The following is an 18,917-nucleotide window of genomic DNA, read 5'->3' on the forward strand; positions in this document are numbered from 1 at the left end:
TCGCGTGAGGGCGAGATCAGGCTCCCGCCGGATCTCACCGGGTTGCCGCGATGCCGTCGGCCGTGGTCGCGATGTTGACGTTCTGGCGCAGGTCGACCTCGCCGAGGGTCTTCAATTCGACGCGTAGCAGGACGGTGCGGTTCCGCTCGGTGACGCCGAGGGCGGCAGCGGTCGGCGATACGATGTAGTTCAGCGAGAAGGTGGTGCATTCGTCCTGATAGCCGCCGCCGACGCTCAATCCGGCCAGATAGGTGCGGCCGGGATTCGTATAGACCGGCGCAGCTCCGACCGGGTTCGCGAGATAGGCGGTATAGGCGTTAGCGAAGGTGTCGCGCACGTCGATGTAGTGGGTGAGGTCGACGAGCGCGGAACCTGTGACGAACCAGTTGGGGGTGATGTGGTAGGTCGCCGTCGCGATCACGCCTTCCCTTCGGTTGTTGAAGCCGAGTTGGGGCTGAGCGTCGTAGTAGGAATAGAACATCGACAGGTCGACGGGTGCGAAGGGTGCGAGGCGCGCGATGACGCCCGTTTCCATACGGTTGATGGAGAAGTCGCGCTGCTCGAATCGAGCGCGTGTAATGAAGCTGATGTTCTGGTTAGGCGACAGCTGGAACCGTCCGACGTAATCGGATTCCCGCCTTTCCAGACCTGAATCGAGGCCGACATTGGCGATGTCGCCGCGCCGGAACGAGTTGACTCCGGCAACTTGGATGGATTCGCCGAACATCACGTTCGCGTACCAACCCGATGGCGTCACCACAGAGTACTGGGCACCGAGATTGGTGCGGACGCCGCCTTCCACGCGGTCGTAGCCCGAGAACTTGTCCCATTCGAACAGCGAGGTGTCGTCGAACACGAGGCTCTGCGCATCCTCGTTGGGGAGGCGTCCGATATGTGTTTCGCTTGGACGGATCACGACCTGAGCGATCGGCTCCAACGTATGGACGCCGAGAGGTCCAAAATTGCTCACGAACGGATAACGGTAGTCGAGGCCGACCGCCGGCATGACGCGGCCGGAGAAATCCGAATCCGTGGTGCTGATCGTCTGTGCGAGCGCGTTCTGATAGCCAGAATTCTTCGGGTCGACGAAGAACGCGTCCGTGCGGAGATAGGCAAACGGCGTGAAGACCTGCCCGGCATCGTCGATGAAGGTGCGCCGCCAAGACAGCTGCGCCGAAGCGCGTGTGTTGCTCCCTGCCAGACCGCGGATGATGCAAGTACTGCGTGTGAAAGTGGTGCAGGTCTCGTAGAGGGGATAGGTCACACCGTTGACGGTGGGATTGTAGAGGTAGGATCCCGTCCGCGGGATGCCCTGGAAATCCGTGGCTTCGCGATCGAGATGGGTGATGTTCGCCTCGAATCGAACTTCGCCGCCGAGGAAGCTCGGGCCGTTGATGCGCTTGTCGTAGTCGATCACCGGCGCAACGATCGGCTGTTCCTTCTGCCAATCGTAGCTCGACAGGCCCTTAAAATAATAGGCGCGCGCCTCGAACCACGAGCGGTCGCCCTGGCCGATCAGGTAGGCGGTCGACACCGCCTCGCGGAAATAATCCGTGGTGATGTTCGAATTGCGGATTCGATAATTGTCGAGAAACCACTTGTCCGTGACGCCGACCACGTCCCAACCGGTGCGCCAACGGTCGTTGATGTAGAACTGTCCCTTGGATTCGATCGCTCCGCGGAAGTCGCGGTCGCCCGCACCGAGGGGACCGGGTAGGAAGGCGCTGGGGGTCGTCTGGAAGATGCCGCTGGCGCGGACGATGTAGGTTCCGGTCTCGAGCCGATGGCGTATCTCGCCCTGGCCGAGGATTCCCTGGTTGCTCAGGAAAGCTGGCGACAGAGTGATATCGAAATTCGGAGCGACGTTGATGAAGAACGGCAGCGCCGCACCGCGTCCGAGTGCCGTCGATGTAATGAAGCGCGGCGTGAGGAAGCCGGTCTTGCGCTTCACCGTCGGGTCCGGCGCTTCGAAATACGGCAGGTAGCCGACAGGAATGCCCGCCAGTTCCAGGACCGATTCCTCGAACGAGATCGTATGGGTCTCGTTGTTGTGAACGATCTTGGCGGCTCGCACCTGCCAGAGCGGCGGTATCTCGGGATTGTTCTTGCACGGCTCGCAGGCCGTATACGTTCCCGATTCGAAGGTCGTCTGTTCGCCGTCCACCCGTTCGCCGCGTGGCGCGGAGAAGCGTGTGCGAACGGGCTGCCCCCGCATTTCGACGGTGTGCTGGATGCGCAGGGCGTCGACGAAGCCGTTCTTAAAGTCGTCCGTCAGCTCCATCGTCTCGCCGGTCACTACCGCACCGGTCTCGTCGGTCAGGCGGACGTTGCCTTCGGCGAAGACGCGGCTGCTGGCCCGGTCGTAACGGACACGGTCGGCCTGGAGGGTGCGCGGGCCGTAATGCAGCTCTGCGTTGCCGCGGGCCGTGACGGTGTTGTTGTCGTTGTCGTAGATCAGCTCGGCCGCCTCGACGAGGAGACGCTCCGCCGGCTTGCCCGAAAGTACGGGCTGCGCCGCGGGGGGCTTGCGAGCCACGGTTTTGCGTGACTGAGCGGTATCGTTCCGCCCAGCCGTCTGCGCACGCGCTCCATCGGAGGCCAGCGCGAGCGCAAAGCCTGAGACGAATGCCAACAACCCGGCGAATTTCACGATGTCGGAGACTTTACGCAACCCGTGTCCCAACCTCTGCCTCGGCCTCGTTTCGCATCCCGTCACCGACAACGGCATCAGCCGTCCTCCTGATAGAGAAGCGTGAGCGTACCGAGAAGACTCCCTACCACGGCCGGGAACCATGCTGCCACCGGTGGCGACACGATCCCTGATGCACCGAGGCCCTCCATGACCTGTCGTGCGACGTAGAGGAAGAACCCCGCCGCCACACCGCCAAGCACAAGCTTGCCCACTCCACCAAAGCGGAAGAACCTTAAGGAAACGCTGGCTGCCACGAGCACCATGGCAACGAAGAGGATGGGTCTCGCCATGAGCACATCATACTGGAGTCGGTAGCGCGTCGCATCCAACCCAGCCCTCTCCGTCCGTACGATGGTCTCGTTCAGTTGCCAGAAAGGCACAGATTCCGGAGGCGTGAAGCGCTGCCTCACCTGGCCCGGATCAAGATTCGAGGCGAGGAGATAAGAATCGAAGGCCTCCGGCGGCTGGCCCTTGGTAAGAAGCCGTGCATCCTGAAGGGTCCAGTAGCCGTCATGGAGCGTCGCGCGGGCGGCCTCGATCTGCGATATGAAAACTCCTGTATCGTCGAACGTATAGACCGAAACGCCCGCGAGGGTGGTGGTGCCCTCAATGGCCGTTCCTGCCCTCAAGATCGCCTGCCCGTCGAGACTGTTCTGACGGATCCACAGATCTTTGCCGGAACTCAGTTTGGTGGATCTGGTGAAGATCTTGGCCTCGATTTCAGTGGAACGCTGCTTCATTGCCGCGGAGACCGGATTGTAGATTCCCACCGTGAAGGCACCGATGGCGAGGGCCACCAGGATGCCGGGCTGCAGGAACTGCCAGGCTGATATGCCGGCAGCCCGCGCCACCACGAGTTCGAGCTTGCGCGACAGCTGAAGGAGGGCCGCCATGGATCCGAACAAGATGGCGAAGGGCAGGACGCCTTCGGCGACCGCCGGAGTTCTGTAGAGCGACAGCTGCGCCATCAGACTTGTGGACGCGCCCTCGGTATCCCCCGCCCGTCGCAATAACTCGACGAAATCCAATGTGTAGACCAGCGCGAAGACGGTGATGAACACGCCGAGCACCGTGCGCAGGAAGCGCAGGGCGAAGTAGCGGCCGAGGGTGAAGCCGATCAGCATGGCGGGGCCTCAACCGTTGCCGAGGCGGGGCCGCCGCAGCAGAAAGCGGCCGAAATTCGAGAGGGTCTTGGCCACCCGTGCATTCCAGTCCCGTACCGCGGCGCCGTTGAAGACGATCAGGCAGGAGAAGACCAGCGTTAGGGCCGGAGCAGCATAGATCGCGATGACGGCGCCCTGGCTCCTCACGGCCGCGCTGCTGGCGGCGAAGCCGGCGATGCGAAGCACGATGACGGCGATGATGGCCCCCGCCACCGCAAGGCCGCGCCCCTGACGCGTCGTGCGCGGATCGCCGAGAGCGGCGAAGGCGATGAGGGTCAGAGCGAGAGGGTAGAGCCATGCCGAGAGCCGATCGTGAACCTCGGCGCGGAAGCGGCCCTTCTGTGACTGGTAGTAACCCTCGCTCGTATCGGGGAAGAGGAGCTGTGCCGTCGAGCGCTCTCGCGGTTTGTAGACGGTCTCTGCATCCGGCGGGGTGAAAGCCGCGAGATCCACAGTGTATCGCTCGAAGGTGATGATCGAGGAATCCCGCGAATCCTTCTGCTGCCGATGGATGCTGCCCTTCTCCAGAGCGAGGTAGCTCTGACCCTCGTACTCCACTGCCTGTCCCTGCTCGGCGATATAGACCACCGTCTTGCCGGCCTCACGCTTGTCCTGGATGAAGATGCCCTGCAGCGTGCCCCCGGGACCGCGCTCGCGGAAATGGAAGGTGATGCCGCTGTCAAGCTCGGTGAACTGGCCTTCTTTCACCACGTTGGAGATGAAGTCGCCGCGCACGCGCGTGAGCACGTCGCGTAGTTCCTGGAAGGACGAGGGCATCACTTGGATGGTGAGGAATGCAACGCCCGCGCTCACGATCAGGCCGAGTGTGAGGAAAGGGCGGAGGATGCGCCGCGGCTGCATGCCGGCGGCCGACATGACGATGAGTTCGGAATCTCCGTTAAGCCGATTCAGGGCGTAGACCACGGCGATGAACAGGGCCACGGGAGCGATGACGGTGATCAGCGTCGGCACCGAGAGACCGGTGATCAGGAAGAAGATGATGAGCGTCTGGCCTTTGGCCGTGATCAGGTCGAGTTCGCGCAAGGCCTGGGTCACCCAGATCGTGCCCGTGAGGCCGATCAGGCAAGCAAGGAAGGCCCCGGCCACGATCCTGAATATGTAGCGCTCGATCTGCGTCATTGAATCTCGTGGCGGGCCATTAGAACGGCTTCCATGGGAAGCTCCCCAGGCGTTCTTCATGCCCCCCGGCATCGCGCCCGTCCACCGATGTCGAGCTCGTTGGGGCGCTCCAAATCGGGCGGTTTCGCGGCAGCCGGATCGCGTTGCGTTCTTCGCCTCAAGGGGTACACAGGGAGCATCGCGGCGCCGCGTGCCGAGCCGCACTGACCAATCCAAACCTTCGGAAAGCGTGACTTATGGCGGACGGTATCACGATCGCATTCGGGCCTCTCGGTCCGGTCGGCCACGGCCACGGCGACGTCGTCGTCTTCGTCGGCGACGATCTGGCTCTCTCGCCCGCCGTCGCGCAGGCGGTCGGCCGCGGCGTGTCCGATCTGGTGGCGCGTGCCGCCGCGAGCGAGCGGTTCAAGGGCAAGTCTCTGACCTCGCTTTCGCTTCCTGCACCCGCCGGCCTCGACGCCGATCGGCTGCTCGTGATCGGACTCGGCTCGGAGAAGGACCGCGCCAAGATCGATTGGCCGGCGCTCGGAGGCTTTACCGCGAGCAAGGTCAGCGGTCGCAATGCCAACGTCGCTCTCGATTGGCCCGGCGCTTCGGTGAGTCCGGCAAATGCCGGCGATTTCGCCCTCGGTGCTCGCCTGCGCCATTACAGCTTCGACCGCTACAAGACGAAGAAGAAGCCGGAGGGTGAGGAAGGCCGCGTCACCGCGCTGACCCTCATGGTCTCCGATCCCTCGGCGGCGGAAGCCGCCACCAAGGCGTCCGATGCCGTGGCTGGTGGCGTTTTGCTCGCCCGCGAACTGGTGAATGAGCCGCCGAACGTGCTCTATCCCGAAGAGTTCGCCCGGCGTGCGGAGGAATTGACCGAGCTGGGCGTTGAGGTCGAAGTTCTTGGTCCCGGCAAACTGCAAGCCTTGGGGATGGGGGCCCTCCTTGCCGTAGCACAGGGCTCCACCCGGGAAGCTCGCGTCGTCGTCATGCGATGGAACGGAGGCGACGACGCGGCGGAGGCGCCGATCGCCTTCATCGGCAAGGGCGTGTGCTTCGATTCCGGCGGTATCTCCATCAAGTCCGCCGGTGGTATGGAAGACATGAAGGGTGATATGGGCGGTGCCGCCTGCGTCGTCGGGACGATGTTTGCCTTGGCGTCGCGCAAGGCGAAGGTCAACGCCATCGGTGCGATCGGCATCGTCGAGAACATGCCGGATGGCGGTGCCATGCGTCCCGCCGACATCGTCACGTCCATGTCGGGTCAGACGATCGAGATCATCAACACGGATGCGGAGGGCCGCCTCGTCCTCGCCGACGTGATCTGGCACGTGCAGAGCGCCTACAAGCCTAAGTTCATGATCGATTTGGCGACGCTCACCGGCGCGATCATCGTGGCGCTCGGGCAGGACATAGCGGGCATGTTCTCGAACGACGATGCGCTTGCCGCCAAGATCACCGCCGCCAGCGAGGCGACCGGCGAGGCGGTGTGGCGCATGCCGCTGATTCCCGCCTACGACAAGGCCATCGATTCGAAATTCGCGGACATGAAGAATACCGGTGGTCGCCATGGCGGTGCCGCTACCGCCGCGTCCTTCATCAAGCGCTACGTCAACGACGTGCCCTGGGCGCATCTCGACATTGCCGGGGTCGCGATGTCGTCGAGCCCCAGCGAGATCAACCGGAGCTGGGGAGCAGGCTGGGGCGTGCGCCTCCTCGACCGGCTCGTGCGCGATAATTACGAGGTATGAAACCGTCCGCCGGCGCGTCGGCAGCACTTCCTCTTCTGGCCGCGGCGCTTGCGATCGGCGCCGTCGCCACGACCGGGTTCAGCCAAGCCTCGCCACTGCCACCCGAAATAGGGGCCCGGTTCTACGGATTCTTTCTCGACCGGTATCCACTCTTCGCCTTCGCCCTGGTCTACGGTCTGGTCTGGATCGCGATGTTGGCGATGAGGGGGGGCACTTCGCTCGTTCGGCGCATCCTCGGAGTACTGGTCGGAGCGAGCCTGCTCCTCGGTCTCGGTCTACATCCGACCTTCGGCGGCCTCGTCCTGCGGGCTGGTTTCGCCACCGGAGGCATGACCTTCCTCACCTTCCAGCCGATGAGCGCCGCCTATGCCACCGGCGCAGCAGCGTCGGCTTTCGTATTCGGCGCGGCGCTGGCGGTAAGCCGTCTTCTCATCGGCGCGAGCACACCCGCGGCCTCATGGCGCCAGCGCATCGCCAGAGGGCTCTACCGCTGCGGGACGGGATTCCTTGCCCTGTGGTTCGCTTTCGCGATGATCGGAGCGGCCCATCTCGCCGGTTTCGGTCCATGGCCACGCCGCGCCATGTCGGTGAGTGAAGCCGGGAAAGCCGTGTCCCTCATCTTCGCCGGCTTTTTTCCTCATGTCATGCTCGTCTGGCTGGCGCTCCGATACAAACCCCGGCAAGCATCGTTTGCGGCTTGATCCTGAACCCAGGATACCGGAAAGATAGTTTACATGTGAACGAAGGCGGCACTAAGCCGCCCCGCGCATCAGAGGGAGGATCGCGATGATCCAAGGCATGGTCCAGGCGCCTGTTTCCGCGCGCCCATGGCTTTCCATGTATCCGCCTGGCGTGCCGGCCGAGATCGATACTACGAGCCAGCGCACACTCATCGACCTCTTGCGCACCAGCACGGAGCATTGTGCTTCGCGACCGGCGATCCGCTGCTTCGGCAAATCCATCACCTATGCCGAGCTAGGAGAGTCCGCCGATGCGATCGCGGCGTGGCTGATCGCGCATGGCTTCGCGAAGGGCGACCGGATCGCGATCATGATGCCGAACGTTCCCGCGTACCCGGCTACGATTTATGGGGTGCTGCTGGCCGGCTGCGTCGTCGTCAACGTCAACCCGCTCTACACCCCGCGCGAACTGACGGCGCAGATCAACGATTCGGGAGCGCGTGCGCTCTTCGTCCTCGAGAACTTCGCCCACACCGTCTCCTCGGCTTTTGCCGATCTCGCTCTGGACCGCATCGTCATCGCAGGCCCCGGCGATGGGCTCGGGCTCAAGGGGCGGATCATCAACCTGGCCTCGCGCCACATCAAGAAAGCCGTGCCGACCTACAGCTTGCCCGACGCGAAGACTTCACGCTTCGAGACAGTGTTGCGACAGGGCCGAAGCCTTCCGAAAGCGACCGTGTCGGTAGGGCCGCAGGATCTAGCTTTCCTGCAATATACCGGCGGGACGACAGGGGTCGCGAAGGCCGCGATGCTGACGCATGCCAACGTCGTCGCCAATGTGGCGCAGTGCCAAGCGTGGTTCGGAGCTTCGCGAGCCGACAACGTCGAGCGCGTGATGGTCACGGCCTTGCCGCTTTATCACATCTTCGCCCTGACCTGCTGCTACTTCTTCTTCATGAAGATTGGCGGTTGTTGCCTGCTCATTCCAAATCCCCGCGACGCTGATGGCTTCGTCAAGATCCTGAAGAGCAATCGCTTCACCCACTTTTCCGGAGTGAATACGCTCTTCAACCTGCTCAACAATCATCCCAGGATCGCAGAGGTCGATTTCTCTCAACTCGATTTCGTCATCGCCGGCGGCATGGCCGTCCAGGCTCCTGTGGCCGAGAAGTGGAAGACGATCACCGGTAAGTCCATCGTCGAAGGCTACGGACTTTCAGAAACCTCCCCGGTCGTCTGTGTGAACGTGCCCCATGTCGACTGGACCGGCACGATCGGATTTCCGCTTCCCTCCACCGATGTCGCAGTGCGCGATGATGAGGGACGGGACGTTCTCCCGGGGGAACCGGGCGAACTCTGCGCGCGCGGACCGCAGGTCATGGCCGGCTACTGGAAGCGGCCGGACGAGACAGCCCGCGCCACGACAAGCGACGGCTACTTCCGTACCGGCGACGTCGCGGTCTTCGAGGCGGACGGTCAGGTCCGCATCGTCGATCGGATGAAGGACATGATCCTGGTTTCGGGCTTCAACGTCTATCCGAACGAGGTCGAGGAAATCCTTGTAGGCCATCCAGGCGTGCTCGAATGTGCGGTGGTGGGCACGCGCTGCGAGGAGACCGGCGAGATGGTCGTCGCCCACGTGGTGCTAAAGGATAAGAGTGTCGGCATCGACACGCTGCGTGCCTACGCTCGCTCGCAGCTCACCGGCTACAAGGTGCCCCGGCGCATTGTCTTCCACGAGGTCTTGCCGAAGACCAATGTCGGCAAGGTACTGCGCAGGGCCTTGCGCGACGAGTCGCCACGGGTTTGAGGCCCTTTATAATGTAACCTGCGACGGCTTCTCGCCGAATGAGGAGAGTCGGCCGTGCTTGCGTGCGGGAGCGGTGGGGCCGATGTTCACGGGACAGGGCCGCACCGCGTGCGGCAAGCCGGACCCTATTCGAGGACGTCATATGTATATCAAGCGCCATCGCACCTGGAACTTGCCGGAGCGCTTCGCCACGCCCGAGAGCATATTCTTGAACCGCCGCTCTATCTTTGGGGGTGCCGCAGGCCTCGCCGTGACGTCTTTGATCGGAACAGAGGATGCTTTCGCCGCTGCCGATCCTAAAGGCGGCCTTTACCCGGCGGCGCGGAACGAAGCCTACAGTCTCGACCGGCCCCTGACGCCCGAGAAATTTTCGGCGGATTACAATAACTTCTACGAATTCGGGACGTCGAAGACCGTGCTTCCGGCGGCGAACGCACTCAAGACCCGACCTTGGACCATCAAGATCGACGGTCTCGTCGACAAGCCGTTCGAGATCGGTATCGACGATCTGGTGCGCAAGATGGTCCTGGAAGAGCGGCTTTATCGTCACCGCTGCGTCGAGGCGTGGTCGATGTCGGTACCCTGGACCGGCTTCCCTCTATCGAAGCTGGTGGCGCTCGCAAAGCCGGCATCGGGGGCGAAGTACGTCCGCATGGAAACGTTCATGGACAAGTCCATGGCGCCGGGTCAGCGCTCGTTCCTCTACCCTTGGCCCTATGTCGAGGGGCTGACGATGGAGGAGGCGAACAACGACCTCGCCTTCATCGCTACCGGTGTCTACGGCAAGCCGCTCGCCAACCAATTCGGCGCACCGATCCGCCTCGCGGTGCCGTGGAAGTATGGCTTCAAATCGGTGAAGTCGATCGTAAAGCTGTCGTTCGTCGCCGAGAGGCCCAAAACCTTCTGGGAGGGCCTGCAGGCATCGGAATACGGATTCTGGGCCAATGTGAACCCGGCCGTTTCGCATCCACGCTGGAGCCAGGCGACAGAACGCGTGCTTGGCACCGATCAGCGGGTGCCGACGCTGATCTACAACGGTTACGGAGAGCAGGTCGCGGGGCTCTATAAAGGGCTCGAGAACGAGCGGCTGTTCGTCTGAAGGAAACGCTTGCTAATAAGTCCAGCGCTGGGCCTTTGCGACGAGAAAGTCTCTGAAGGCCTGAACGCGCGCCACAGAGCGCATCTCCTCAGCATAGACGAGGTAGCTCTCCATGTGCGGCATCTCGACGTCGCGAAGGACCTGCATGAGGCCGGTCTGGCCCTCGACGGCGTAGTCGGGGAGGATACCGATGCCGGCGCCGGTCTCCATGGCCTTCTGAAGAGCGGCGATGTTGTTCACCGTGAAGTGGATGCTGCGCCGTTCCTGGCCTTCGCGGCCCACCGTCGAGAGCCAGTGCGTCGCCAGCAGATAGGATGGTTCGTTCCCGCCGAATGACACGAGGCGGTGGTTGTCGAGATCCGCGATCGCTTTGGGTTCGCCGAACCGCTTCACGTAATCGGCCGACGCAAAGGCGTGGTAATGGACGGTGAAGAGACGCCGCTGGATCAGGTCGGGCTGCGCAGGGCGCCGCATCCGAACCGCGACATCGGCCTCGCGCATGGCAAGGTCGAGCTCTTCGTTGGTCAGGATGAGTTCGACGCGGACATCCGGGTAAAGATCGAGAAACTCGGCGATCCGCTGCGCCAACCACGACGTGCCGAGGCCGGTCGTTGTCGTCACCTTGAGGTCACCGCTCGGGCGCTCGCTCGTCTCCACCAGTCGTGCCCTGGTGTTCTCCAGGCGCAGCTTCATGTCCCTCGCCGCTCGGAACAGAAGGTCGCCCTGTTCGGTGAGAATCAATCCACGGGCATGTCGATGGAAGAGCGGTGCCTTCAATTCCCGTTCGAGCGCACTGATCTGGCGGCTTACCGCCGACTGGCTAAGGCCGATATCGTCGCCGGCACGGGTGAAACTGCCAGCCTCGGCGACATTGAGAAAGATTCGGATCTTGTCCCAGTCCACGGCGTCCTACCCCCTCACGCAGACCCGTGCCGGCGGCCAAGCGCCTGATGCCGGACCCAGTTCGGGCAGGGATCGGACCTTGCCGTATTTCGGAGTGCCCGGCCGCCGTTCGATACGGTTCAGCCGCGCAACACGGGACGACGAGCCGATGAAACTCGACCCACGCTGATTTTAGGACAACGATCTTGCGATTAGGTTGAGGCCGGATGCAAGGCGCCGAACGGAGATTTCCCTATTCGGCTGCAGCTTGGCGAGGGGTTTCACCAAGATCCAGGGCTGCCAGATACTTTTCGGCCTCCAACGCTGCCATGCATCCCATGCCGGCTGCCGTGATCGCTTGACGATAGACGTCGTCGGTGACATCGCCGGCAGCGTAGACGCCGGGGATCGCGGTCTCGGTCGTGCCGGGCTTCGTCTCGATATAGCCGCCATGGCGCATGGCGAGCTGACCCTCGAAGATGGATGTCGCCGGCTGGTGCCCGATGGCGACGAACACGCCGTCGGCCTTGCGCTCGGTGATCTCGCCCGAGCGCATGTCCTTGAGTTGCAGATGCGTGACAGATGTTGGGTTCTGCGTTCCGCAGATCTCCTCAATCGCATGATGCCAAACGACCTCGACGTTTGGGTGCTTGAATAGCCGGTCTTGAAGGATGCGCTCGGCCCTGAACTCGCCGCGGCGATGAACGACCGTGACCTTGGAAGCGAGGTTGGCGAGGTACAACGCTTCTTCGACGGCGGTGTTGCCGCCACCCACGACCACCACTTCCTTGCCGCGAAAGAAGAATCCGTCGCAGGTGGCGCAGGCCGAGACGCCGAAGCCCTGGAATTTGGCTTCAGACGGAAGGCCGAGCCACTTCGCCTGGGCGCCCGTGGCTATGATGAGAGCATCGCAGGTGTAGGTCTCGCCAGAATCCGCCTCCAGATGGAATGGACGCGCCTGAAGATCGACCTTGGTGATGTACTCCGAGACGATCTCAGTGCCGACATGCTCGGCCTGGAGCCGCATCTGCTCCATAAGCCACGGCCCCTGGATCGGGTCGGCGAAGCCCGGATAATTCTCGACATCGGTGGTGATCATGAGTTGGCCACCCGGCTGAAAGCCGGAGATCAGCAGCGGCTTGACCATGGCGCGGGCGGCATAGATTGCGGCGGTGTAGCCCGCGGGGCCGGAGCCGATGATGATGAGTTTCGAATGATGGGGAGCCATATGTCTCACGTCTCCTGCGATCGCGTCGCAGATGCCAAGCCGGCGCAGTGCTCGATATAGGCGCGGGCCATCGCTTCTGCGATGACCGGCGTCGCGTCGAGAGGTGTGTAGTACAACTCTTCCAGGCGTCCGATGAAGGGCTTCAGGGCGCCGGCCATAGCCAATCCGGCAAACAGCCGTCTATGACGGATGTAGGTCTTCGGGAGATCGAAGAGAAGAACCGGTGCTCCGGTGCTCACCGCCTCTCCGACCATGTTAGCCGAATCCGATGTGACGACGATCGCATCCGCGATGGCCAGCATTGACACATAGGGGTTCGCTCCCGTGCCGTCCCAGAAGAACCCGCTCTTCTGTTCGACCAAGCGCTGGAGTGCCGTCCGTAACGGCGGTGGCGTGCGGCGAGATACGGTGAGCATCAGAGACACGCCGCCGTCGGCGAGCTTCGTTAGGTTGGCCAGCAATCGCTTCATGTCGGCCGAGCGATAGCTGAGGTGGCGGCTATCGCCCCCAACCAGCACGGCGGCGCGAGGCTTCGCCAATCCGCTCAGGCGTGGATCGGGCTTCCGGCGCGCTGCGGCCAGGCGGGCTGCCGTGACCTGATGTGGCGCGGTGAGAGTGGTGAGGACGTTCGGCCCGCGAAGATCGTCGTAATCCGGTACCCAAATGAAGTCTGCGGTATCGTGGCCGGTGCGGGGGTCCTTCAGGAATGCCGAGAAGGTCCGCCCCTTCGAAGCCTTGCGGATGGCACGGAGATACGGAACTGCACGGCGCCCCGAAGCAATTACGATCTCCGGGAATGGACCCGATAGAACGCCGCCGCGATGGCCCGGCCGATCGCGCGGGTCGATGGGACCCCAGGGCGCGAGCCAGCCGAAGGGAGGACGCGGTGAGACGCGGCGGATCTCGAAATCGAGACCCAGGGTCTCCGCGAGTCCGATGCATTGATTCTCGTCGCCGGCCTTACCGTCCGTGACGATCCAGGCCCTAACATGGGCGAGGCTGGCGGCATAGGTTTCCGCAGCAGACCGCATCATGCTGGACGCTCCCGATATCGACAATGCCAGTCAGTCAGACGGGAAAGCCCGACGCAGCCAACCGGCATAGTGCTGAGCGATCGCGGCAACGCGCCGGCGCTCGGAATCCGGATCGTACCATGCTCCACCCGAACTCGATGGAAGCGCCGAAAGCTGCGGATGGCGAGCCAGGACTTCCCCGCGACGACCGACGAGCAGCGCTTCTCCGTCGAGATAATCTGATGGCGAACCGCCACCAAATCCGCTGCGACCGCCGCCTTCGCTGCCGGTATAGGGCCGAAGCGAAAGACTCTTGATCCGGATCACCAGAACTGGCCCGGCCCCACCGAGTTTGTCGGCGAACGCGTTGTTCAGTGCGCTGAGAAGATCTCCTCGCAACGCCTCGGCGGGTACGCCACCACCCTGCGCCAGAAGTGGCCCGACATCGACTCTGATTCCGGACAGGCGTGCTGCCCCAAAGGAGGAAAGCCCCTCGGCTTCAGCCGATACTGCCGAGATCATCACGGCACAACTGCCGATGAAAACCCTTCGCCAGCTCCAGAGGAATCGGCCGAGCACCGTCTGACGCATGTTTCGACCCAAGGGCGTCAGACGCCGTACTGGACGGCTACGACCTCGTAGGACTTACCACCTCCCGGCGTGGTCACCTCGACCGTATCGCCCACTCCCTTGCCGATGAGGGCACGAGCGATGGGAGACGTGATCGATACCAGTCCCGAACGAACGTCAGCTTCCGGCTCGCCAACGAGCTGGTAGGTCTTTTCTTCCTCGGTATCCTCATCGACGAGCTTCACCGTGGCGCCGAACTTGATCTTGGTGCCCGATAGCTTGGTAACGTCGATCACCTCGGCTCGTGCGATCATGCTCTCGAGTTCCATCACGCGTCCCTCATTGTGGGACTGCGCTTCCTTGGCGGCATGGTACTCGGCATTCTCCGACAGATCGCCGAGGGCACGAGCTTCGGAGATGGCCTGGATGATGCGCTGGCGCTCCACCTGCTGGCGATGCTTCAGCTCGGCTTCCAGAGCAGCGAAACCGCGCACCGTCATCGGAACCTTGTCTATCGTCATCGTCTCGCGCCACAATGAATAGGCCCGGTCGGAAGCAAAAAGCTCCCTCCGGGCCAGAGTAAGATGGTCCTGAAGCCTCGTCACTTGATGTGCCCGTTCAAGACGGATGCCACATCAAATGTTAGGCTGCGAAGTATTCCTGCAAAGCGCGGACTTGGAGGTCGCCCTCAAGATAGGCCTTGATCCCCTCTGCCGCCGCCATCGCTCCGGCTAGAGTGGTATAGTACGGCACTTTATGCAAGAGGGCCGCCCGCCGTAGGGACCGCGAGTCCGACAGCGCGCCTGCGCCCTCGGTGGTGTTGAACACCAGTTGGATGTCGCCGTTCTTGATCGAATCGACCACGTGCGGCCGGCCCTCGAGCACCTTGTTCACGCGCTCGGTCGGCACGCCGTTCTCGACGAGGTAGCGCTGCGTTCCTCCGGTGGCGACGATCGTGAAGCCGGCCTCGGACAATTGCCGGATCGCCGGCAGAATACGGGCCTTGTCGGCATCGCGAACGGAGACGAACACCGCACCGCTCTTCGGGACCTGCGTGCCGGAGCCGAGCTGGCTCTTGGCGAAGGCGACACCGAAGCTGCCGTCGAGGCCGATGACCTCGCCGGTGGAGCGCATCTCGGGGCCGAGCAGAACATCGACGCCCGGGAATCGGGCGAAGGGGAAGACCGCTTCCTTGACCGCGATATGGTCGAGCACCTTCGGCTTGAGTTTGAAGCTCGCCAGGGCCTCGCCGGCCATCACCCGCGCAGCGATCTTGGCGATCGGCTCGCCGATGACCTTGGCCACGAAAGGGACGGTGCGCGAGGCCCGCGGGTTCACTTCCAGAACGTAGATCGTGCCATCCTTGATCGCATACTGAACGTTCATCAGACCGCCGACGCCGAGCGCGAGCGCCATGGCTTTCGTCTGCCGCTCGAGCTCTGCAATGGTCTCGGGTGAGAGCGAACGCGACGGGAGCGAGCAGGCGGAGTCGCCCGAATGGATGCCGGCCTCCTCGATGTGCTCCATGATGCCGGCGATGTAGACGTCCTTGCCGTCGCAGATGGCGTCGACGTCGATCTCGGTGGCGTCCGACAAGTAACGGTCGAACAGAAGCGGATTTTTGCCAAGAACCGTGTTGATCTGGCCGGTCTTGTCGTTGGGGTAGCGCGATTTCACGTCCGACGGTATCAGACTCGGCAAAGTGTCGAGGAGGTAGTCGGCGAACTGGACCTCGTCGCGGATGATCGCCATGGCGCGGCCGCCCAGCACGTAGCTCGGGCGCACCACGAAGGGCAGGCCGAGATCGGAGGCCACGAGGCGGCTCTGCTCGACGGAATAGGCGATGCCGTTCTTCGGCTGCTTCATCCCGAGCTTGTCGAGAAGGCGCTTGAACTGGTCGCGGTCCTCGGCGAGGTCGATGGCGTCCGGTGAGGTGCCGAGGATCGGCACGCCGGCCGCTTCGAGAGCGCGGGCGAGCTTCAGCGGGGTCTGGCCGCCGAACTGGACGATGACGCCGTGCAGCGTGCCGGCCTGCCGCTCGGTCTCGATGATCTCGAGCACGTCCTCCTGCGTCAGCGGCTCGAAATAGAGCCGGTCGGAGGTGTCGTAGTCGGTTGAGACCGTCTCCGGGTTGCAATTGACCATGATGGTCTCGTAGCCGGCCTCGGTGAGGGCGAAGCAGGCGTGACAACAGCAATAGTCGAACTCGATGCCCTGGCCGATGCGGTTGGGTCCGCCGCCGAGGATGATGACCTTCTTGGCATCGGTGGGCTGCGCCTCGTCGACCACGGTGCCGGCGAAGGGCGCCACGTAGGTCGAGTACATGTAGGCGGTGGGCGCCTTGAACTCGGCCGCGCAGGTGTCGATGCGCTTGTACACCGGGCGGACGCCCAGTGCCCGGCGGGCGGCGCGGACGCTGTCCTCGTCGGTCTTGGCGAGCACCGCGAGGCGGGCATCCGAGAAGCCCGCCGCCTTGAGCTGGCGCAGCGCGCCGGGTGTGGTGGGGATGCCATGCGCCTTGACCCGGTTCTCAAGGTCGATAATCGCCTGGAGTTGCTCCAGGAACCACGGGTCGATCTTGCACGAGGCGTGGACCTCGTCATGGCTGACGCCGAGGCGGAGTGCCTGTCCCACTTTCAGCAGGCGATCCGGGGTCGGCGTGCCGAGCGCGGCTTTGATCGCGTTGTGGTCGTCGCCCTTGCCGAGGCCCTCGATCTCGATCTCGTCGAGGCCGGTGAGGCCGGTCTCCAGTGAGCGCAACGCCTTCTGCAGCGATTCGGCAAAGCATCGGCCGATGGCCATGGCCTCGCCCACCGATTTCATCGCCGTGGTGAGCGTCGGCTCGGCGCCCGGGAACTTCTCGAAGGCGAAGCGCGGGATCTTGGTGACGACGTAGTCGATGGTCGGCTCGAACGAAGCCGGGGTCGCGCCTCCGGTGATGTCGTTGGCGATCTCGTCGAGGGTATAGCCCACGGCGAGTTTGGCAGCGACCTTGGCGATGGGGAAGCCCGTTGCCTTGGAGGCCAGAGCGGACGAGCGCGAGACGCGCGGGTTCATCTCGATGACGATCATTCGGCCTGTAGCCGGGTCGATGGCGAACTGTACGTTCGAGCCGCCGGTCTCCACGCCGATCTCCCGCAGCACCGCGAGCGACGCGTCGCGCATCACCTGATACTCTTTGTCCGTGAGCGTCAGGGCCGGGGCCACAGTGATGGAATCGCCGGTATGGACGCCCATCGGATCGATGTTCTCGATGGAGCAGACGATGATGCAGTTGTCGTTTTTATCGCGAACGACCTCCATCTCGTATTCCTTCCAGCCGAGAACGCTCTCCTCGATCAGGACCTCGTTGGTCGGCGAAGCGTCGATGCCGCGCTCGACGATGTCGAGGAATTCTTCCCGGTTGTAGGCGATGCCGCCGCCGGTGCCGCCCATGGTGAAGGAGGGCCGGATGATCGCCGGGAGGCCGACTTCAGCGAGCGCGATCAGGGCCTGCCCGATGGCATGCTCGCCGTAGCGCTTGCGCCGGTCGGATTCGCCCGCATGCCACTTCTTCTCGAACGCGGCGAGGGCGGCCGGGCGGGCGGTCTCCTCGGTGGAGGTCTCGATCCGGGCGATCTCGGCGAGGTACTTTTCGCGATCCACCTTCTTGGCGGCGGACGCGTTGGCCACAGCCGATTTCGGCGTTTCCAGGCCGATCTTGGTCATCGCGTCGCGAAACAATTGCCGATCCTCGGCCTTGTCGATGGCCTCGGCCGTGGCGCCGATCATCTGGACGTCGAATTTTTCGAGTATGCCCAGCTTCTTGAGCGAAAGGGCGCAGTTCAAGGCCGTCTGGCCGCCCATGGTTGGCAGCAGGGCGAAGCCGCCGGGAAGGACATGGCGCTCCTTCTCGATGATCTTGGCGACGATCTCCGGCGTGATCGGCTCGACATAGGTCGCATCCGCCATGTCCGGGTCGGTCATGATGGTCGCCGGGTTCGAATTGACCAGCACGATCCGGTAACCCTCCTCGCGCAGCGCCTTGCAGGCCTGCGTCCCGGAATAGTCGAACTCGCAGGCCTGCCCGATCACGATCGGACCGGCACCGATGATGAGGATCGTGGAGAGGTCGGTGCGTTTCGGCATCTGGCGCCTTGGCTTGACGGACGCGCGCGTCCGTCAAGCCAAGGCGCCACAATCTGGAGCGGGCCGGATATGGACGCGAGCGGCGTGAATGATCGTTAGGGTTCGCGTCTACACGCGGCGGGAGGGTTTTGGAAGAGCGCCGAGAGGCTTGGCGACGATTGTGCCCGCCCCGGACGGCCGCCGGTCCGCCTCCAAGGACAATCAGGCTATAATAACTATAAATCTAAGAAGATGCGAAATATTGCACCCTCGACAGAGCCGTGTAATTAAGACGATCGGCGCCTCGTCGATCTCGAACAAGACTAAATCGAGGATGGGAATGACAAAGCTAGGAACGCTCGTGGGCACGCTGGCCCTTTGCATCGCCACCGGCCCAGCCGCTTTCGCCGCCGAGATCGCCGTGAAGACCCTCAACAGCGGGCCGGGTGGTCTGATGGTCTTCGACCCTGCCTTCGTGAAGTTGGCGCCGGGCGACAGCATCAAGTTCGTCCCCCAGGACAAGGGGCACAATGCCGAGCTGATCAAGGGCATGGCGCCCGAGGGAGCGGAAACCTTCAAGACCGTCCTGGGCAAGGAGGAGGTCGTCAAGTTCGACAAGCCCGGGGTCTACGGCATCAAGTGCTCGCCGCATTACCTTATGGGCATGGTCGCCGTGGTGGTGGTCGGCGACAAGCCGGAGAACCTCGAAGCGGCGAAGGCGGTGACGCACAACAAGCTCGCCGCCAAGCGGTTCGAGCCCCTGCTCGCCCAGGTTCAGTGACTTATAGAGAGGA

14 protein-coding genes are annotated in these 18,917 nt (G+C 63.3%); 5 read left to right on the top strand and 9 right to left on the bottom strand.

Features of this window, described 5'->3' with window-relative positions; all coding sequences use genetic code 11:
• Window positions 1-34: 34 nt before the first annotated feature.
• From ACFQ4G_RS17300 to lptF, 3 genes are read right to left on the bottom strand one after another with little or no spacing between them, the layout of a single operon-like run.
• Window positions 35-2,671: an LPS-assembly protein LptD gene (locus ACFQ4G_RS17300; protein WP_238208881.1), complete on the bottom strand. Its 2,637-nt coding sequence runs from the start codon at window positions 2,669-2,671 to the stop codon at window positions 35-37.
• A gap of 56 nt (window positions 2,672-2,727) precedes the next feature.
• Window positions 2,728-3,816 carry an LPS export ABC transporter permease LptG gene (gene lptG / locus ACFQ4G_RS17305; RefSeq protein WP_238208882.1) on the bottom strand — a complete coding sequence of 363 codons (1,089 nt, stop codon included), beginning with the start codon at window positions 3,814-3,816 and terminating at the stop codon, window positions 2,728-2,730.
• Between the two features lie 9 nt (window positions 3,817-3,825).
• Window positions 3,826-4,995, bottom strand: a complete 1,170-nt coding sequence (gene lptF, locus ACFQ4G_RS17310) for an LPS export ABC transporter permease LptF (protein WP_238208883.1) — start codon at window positions 4,993-4,995, stop codon at window positions 3,826-3,828.
• A 236-nt stretch (window positions 4,996-5,231) separates the two neighbouring features.
• On the opposite strand from lptF, the gene ACFQ4G_RS17315 reads away from it, so the two are divergent.
• From ACFQ4G_RS17315 to msrP, 4 genes are all read left to right on the top strand, one after another.
• Window positions 5,232-6,734, top strand: coding sequence for a leucyl aminopeptidase (locus tag ACFQ4G_RS17315; protein ID WP_238208884.1), 1,503 nt, complete (start codon window positions 5,232-5,234; stop codon window positions 6,732-6,734).
• Window positions 6,731-7,435 (top strand): hypothetical protein, encoded by a 705-nt coding sequence (locus ACFQ4G_RS17320; protein WP_238208885.1) that lies wholly within the window; start codon window positions 6,731-6,733, stop codon window positions 7,433-7,435. Before ACFQ4G_RS17315 ends, ACFQ4G_RS17320 begins: the two co-directional genes overlap by 4 nt.
• Window positions 7,436-7,520: 85 nt before the next feature.
• Window positions 7,521-9,224: an AMP-binding protein gene (locus ACFQ4G_RS17325; RefSeq protein ID WP_238208886.1), complete on the top strand. Its 1,704-nt coding sequence runs from the start codon at window positions 7,521-7,523 to the stop codon at window positions 9,222-9,224.
• A 142-nt stretch (window positions 9,225-9,366) separates the two neighbouring features.
• Window positions 9,367-10,323 carry a protein-methionine-sulfoxide reductase catalytic subunit MsrP gene (gene msrP, locus ACFQ4G_RS17330; protein ID WP_238208907.1) on the top strand — a complete coding sequence of 319 codons (957 nt, stop codon included), beginning with the start codon at window positions 9,367-9,369 and terminating at the stop codon, window positions 10,321-10,323.
• A gap of 12 nt (window positions 10,324-10,335) precedes the next feature.
• Here the strand turns inward: msrP and ACFQ4G_RS17335 are convergent, their stop codons facing one another.
• The 6 genes from ACFQ4G_RS17335 to carB all read right to left on the bottom strand — a co-directional run bounded on the left by ACFQ4G_RS17335 (window position 10,336) and on the right by carB (window position 18,144).
• Window positions 10,336-11,226 carry a LysR family transcriptional regulator gene (locus tag ACFQ4G_RS17335; protein ID WP_238208887.1) on the bottom strand — a complete coding sequence of 297 codons (891 nt, stop codon included), beginning with the start codon at window positions 11,224-11,226 and terminating at the stop codon, window positions 10,336-10,338.
• Between the two features lie 232 nt (window positions 11,227-11,458).
• Window positions 11,459-12,433, bottom strand: a complete 975-nt coding sequence (trxB, locus tag ACFQ4G_RS17340; protein WP_238208888.1) for a thioredoxin-disulfide reductase — start codon at window positions 12,431-12,433, stop codon at window positions 11,459-11,461.
• Window positions 12,434-12,438: 5 nt separating this feature from the next.
• Window positions 12,439-13,467 (bottom strand): mitochondrial fission ELM1 family protein, encoded by a 1,029-nt coding sequence (locus ACFQ4G_RS17345; RefSeq protein WP_379040702.1) that lies wholly within the window; start codon window positions 13,465-13,467, stop codon window positions 12,439-12,441.
• Window positions 13,468-13,497: 30 nt separating this feature from the next.
• A complete protein-coding gene (locus ACFQ4G_RS17350; RefSeq protein ID WP_238208889.1) occupies window positions 13,498-14,037 on the bottom strand; it encodes a hypothetical protein in 540 nt (179 codons plus the stop codon).
• Window positions 14,038-14,054: 17 nt separating this feature from the next.
• Window positions 14,055-14,531 (bottom strand): transcription elongation factor GreA, encoded by a 477-nt coding sequence (gene greA, locus ACFQ4G_RS17355; RefSeq protein WP_187273304.1) that lies wholly within the window; start codon window positions 14,529-14,531, stop codon window positions 14,055-14,057.
• Between the two features lie 127 nt (window positions 14,532-14,658).
• Window positions 14,659-18,144, bottom strand: coding sequence for a carbamoyl-phosphate synthase large subunit (carB, locus tag ACFQ4G_RS17360; RefSeq protein WP_238208890.1), 3,486 nt, complete (start codon window positions 18,142-18,144; stop codon window positions 14,659-14,661).
• Between the two features lie 319 nt (window positions 18,145-18,463).
• Between carB and ACFQ4G_RS17365 the strand changes: the two genes are divergently transcribed.
• On the top strand, window positions 18,464-18,904 hold the full coding sequence (locus tag ACFQ4G_RS17365) for a pseudoazurin (protein ID WP_238208891.1): 441 nt from the start codon (window positions 18,464-18,466) through the stop codon (window positions 18,902-18,904).
• The last annotated feature ends 13 nt before the right edge of the window (window positions 18,905-18,917 follow it).

Source organism: Methylobacterium marchantiae, from assembly GCF_042679825.1.
GTDB classification, from domain to species: domain Bacteria; phylum Pseudomonadota; class Alphaproteobacteria; order Rhizobiales; family Beijerinckiaceae; genus Methylobacterium; species Methylobacterium marchantiae.

What these genes read in the sequence shown, in the direction of transcription:
- lptG (WP_238208882.1), bottom strand. Translation starts at nt 3,816, where the DNA reads ATGCTGATCGGCTTCACCCTCGGCCGCTACTTCGCCCTGCGCTTCCTG.
- lptF (WP_238208883.1), bottom strand. Translation starts at nt 4,995, where the DNA reads ATGACGCAGATCGAGCGCTACATATTCAGGATCGTGGCCGGGGCCTTC.
- ACFQ4G_RS17315 (WP_238208884.1), top strand. Translation starts at nt 5,232, where the DNA reads ATGGCGGACGGTATCACGATCGCATTCGGGCCTCTCGGTCCGGTCGGC.
- ACFQ4G_RS17320 (WP_238208885.1), top strand. Translation starts at nt 6,731, where the DNA reads ATGAAACCGTCCGCCGGCGCGTCGGCAGCACTTCCTCTTCTGGCCGCG.
- ACFQ4G_RS17325 (WP_238208886.1), top strand. Translation starts at nt 7,521, where the DNA reads ATGATCCAAGGCATGGTCCAGGCGCCTGTTTCCGCGCGCCCATGGCTT.
- msrP (WP_238208907.1), top strand. Translation starts at nt 9,367, where the DNA reads ATGTATATCAAGCGCCATCGCACCTGGAACTTGCCGGAGCGCTTCGCC.
- trxB (WP_238208888.1), bottom strand. Translation starts at nt 12,433, where the DNA reads ATGGCTCCCCATCATTCGAAACTCATCATCATCGGCTCCGGCCCCGCG.
- ACFQ4G_RS17345 (WP_379040702.1), bottom strand. Translation starts at nt 13,467, where the DNA reads ATGATGCGGTCTGCTGCGGAAACCTATGCCGCCAGCCTCGCCCATGTT.
- ACFQ4G_RS17350 (WP_238208889.1), bottom strand. Translation starts at nt 14,037, where the DNA reads ATGCGTCAGACGGTGCTCGGCCGATTCCTCTGGAGCTGGCGAAGGGTT.
- carB (WP_238208890.1), bottom strand. Translation starts at nt 18,144, where the DNA reads ATGCCGAAACGCACCGACCTCTCCACGATCCTCATCATCGGTGCCGGT.
- ACFQ4G_RS17365 (WP_238208891.1), top strand. Translation starts at nt 18,464, where the DNA reads ATGACAAAGCTAGGAACGCTCGTGGGCACGCTGGCCCTTTGCATCGCC.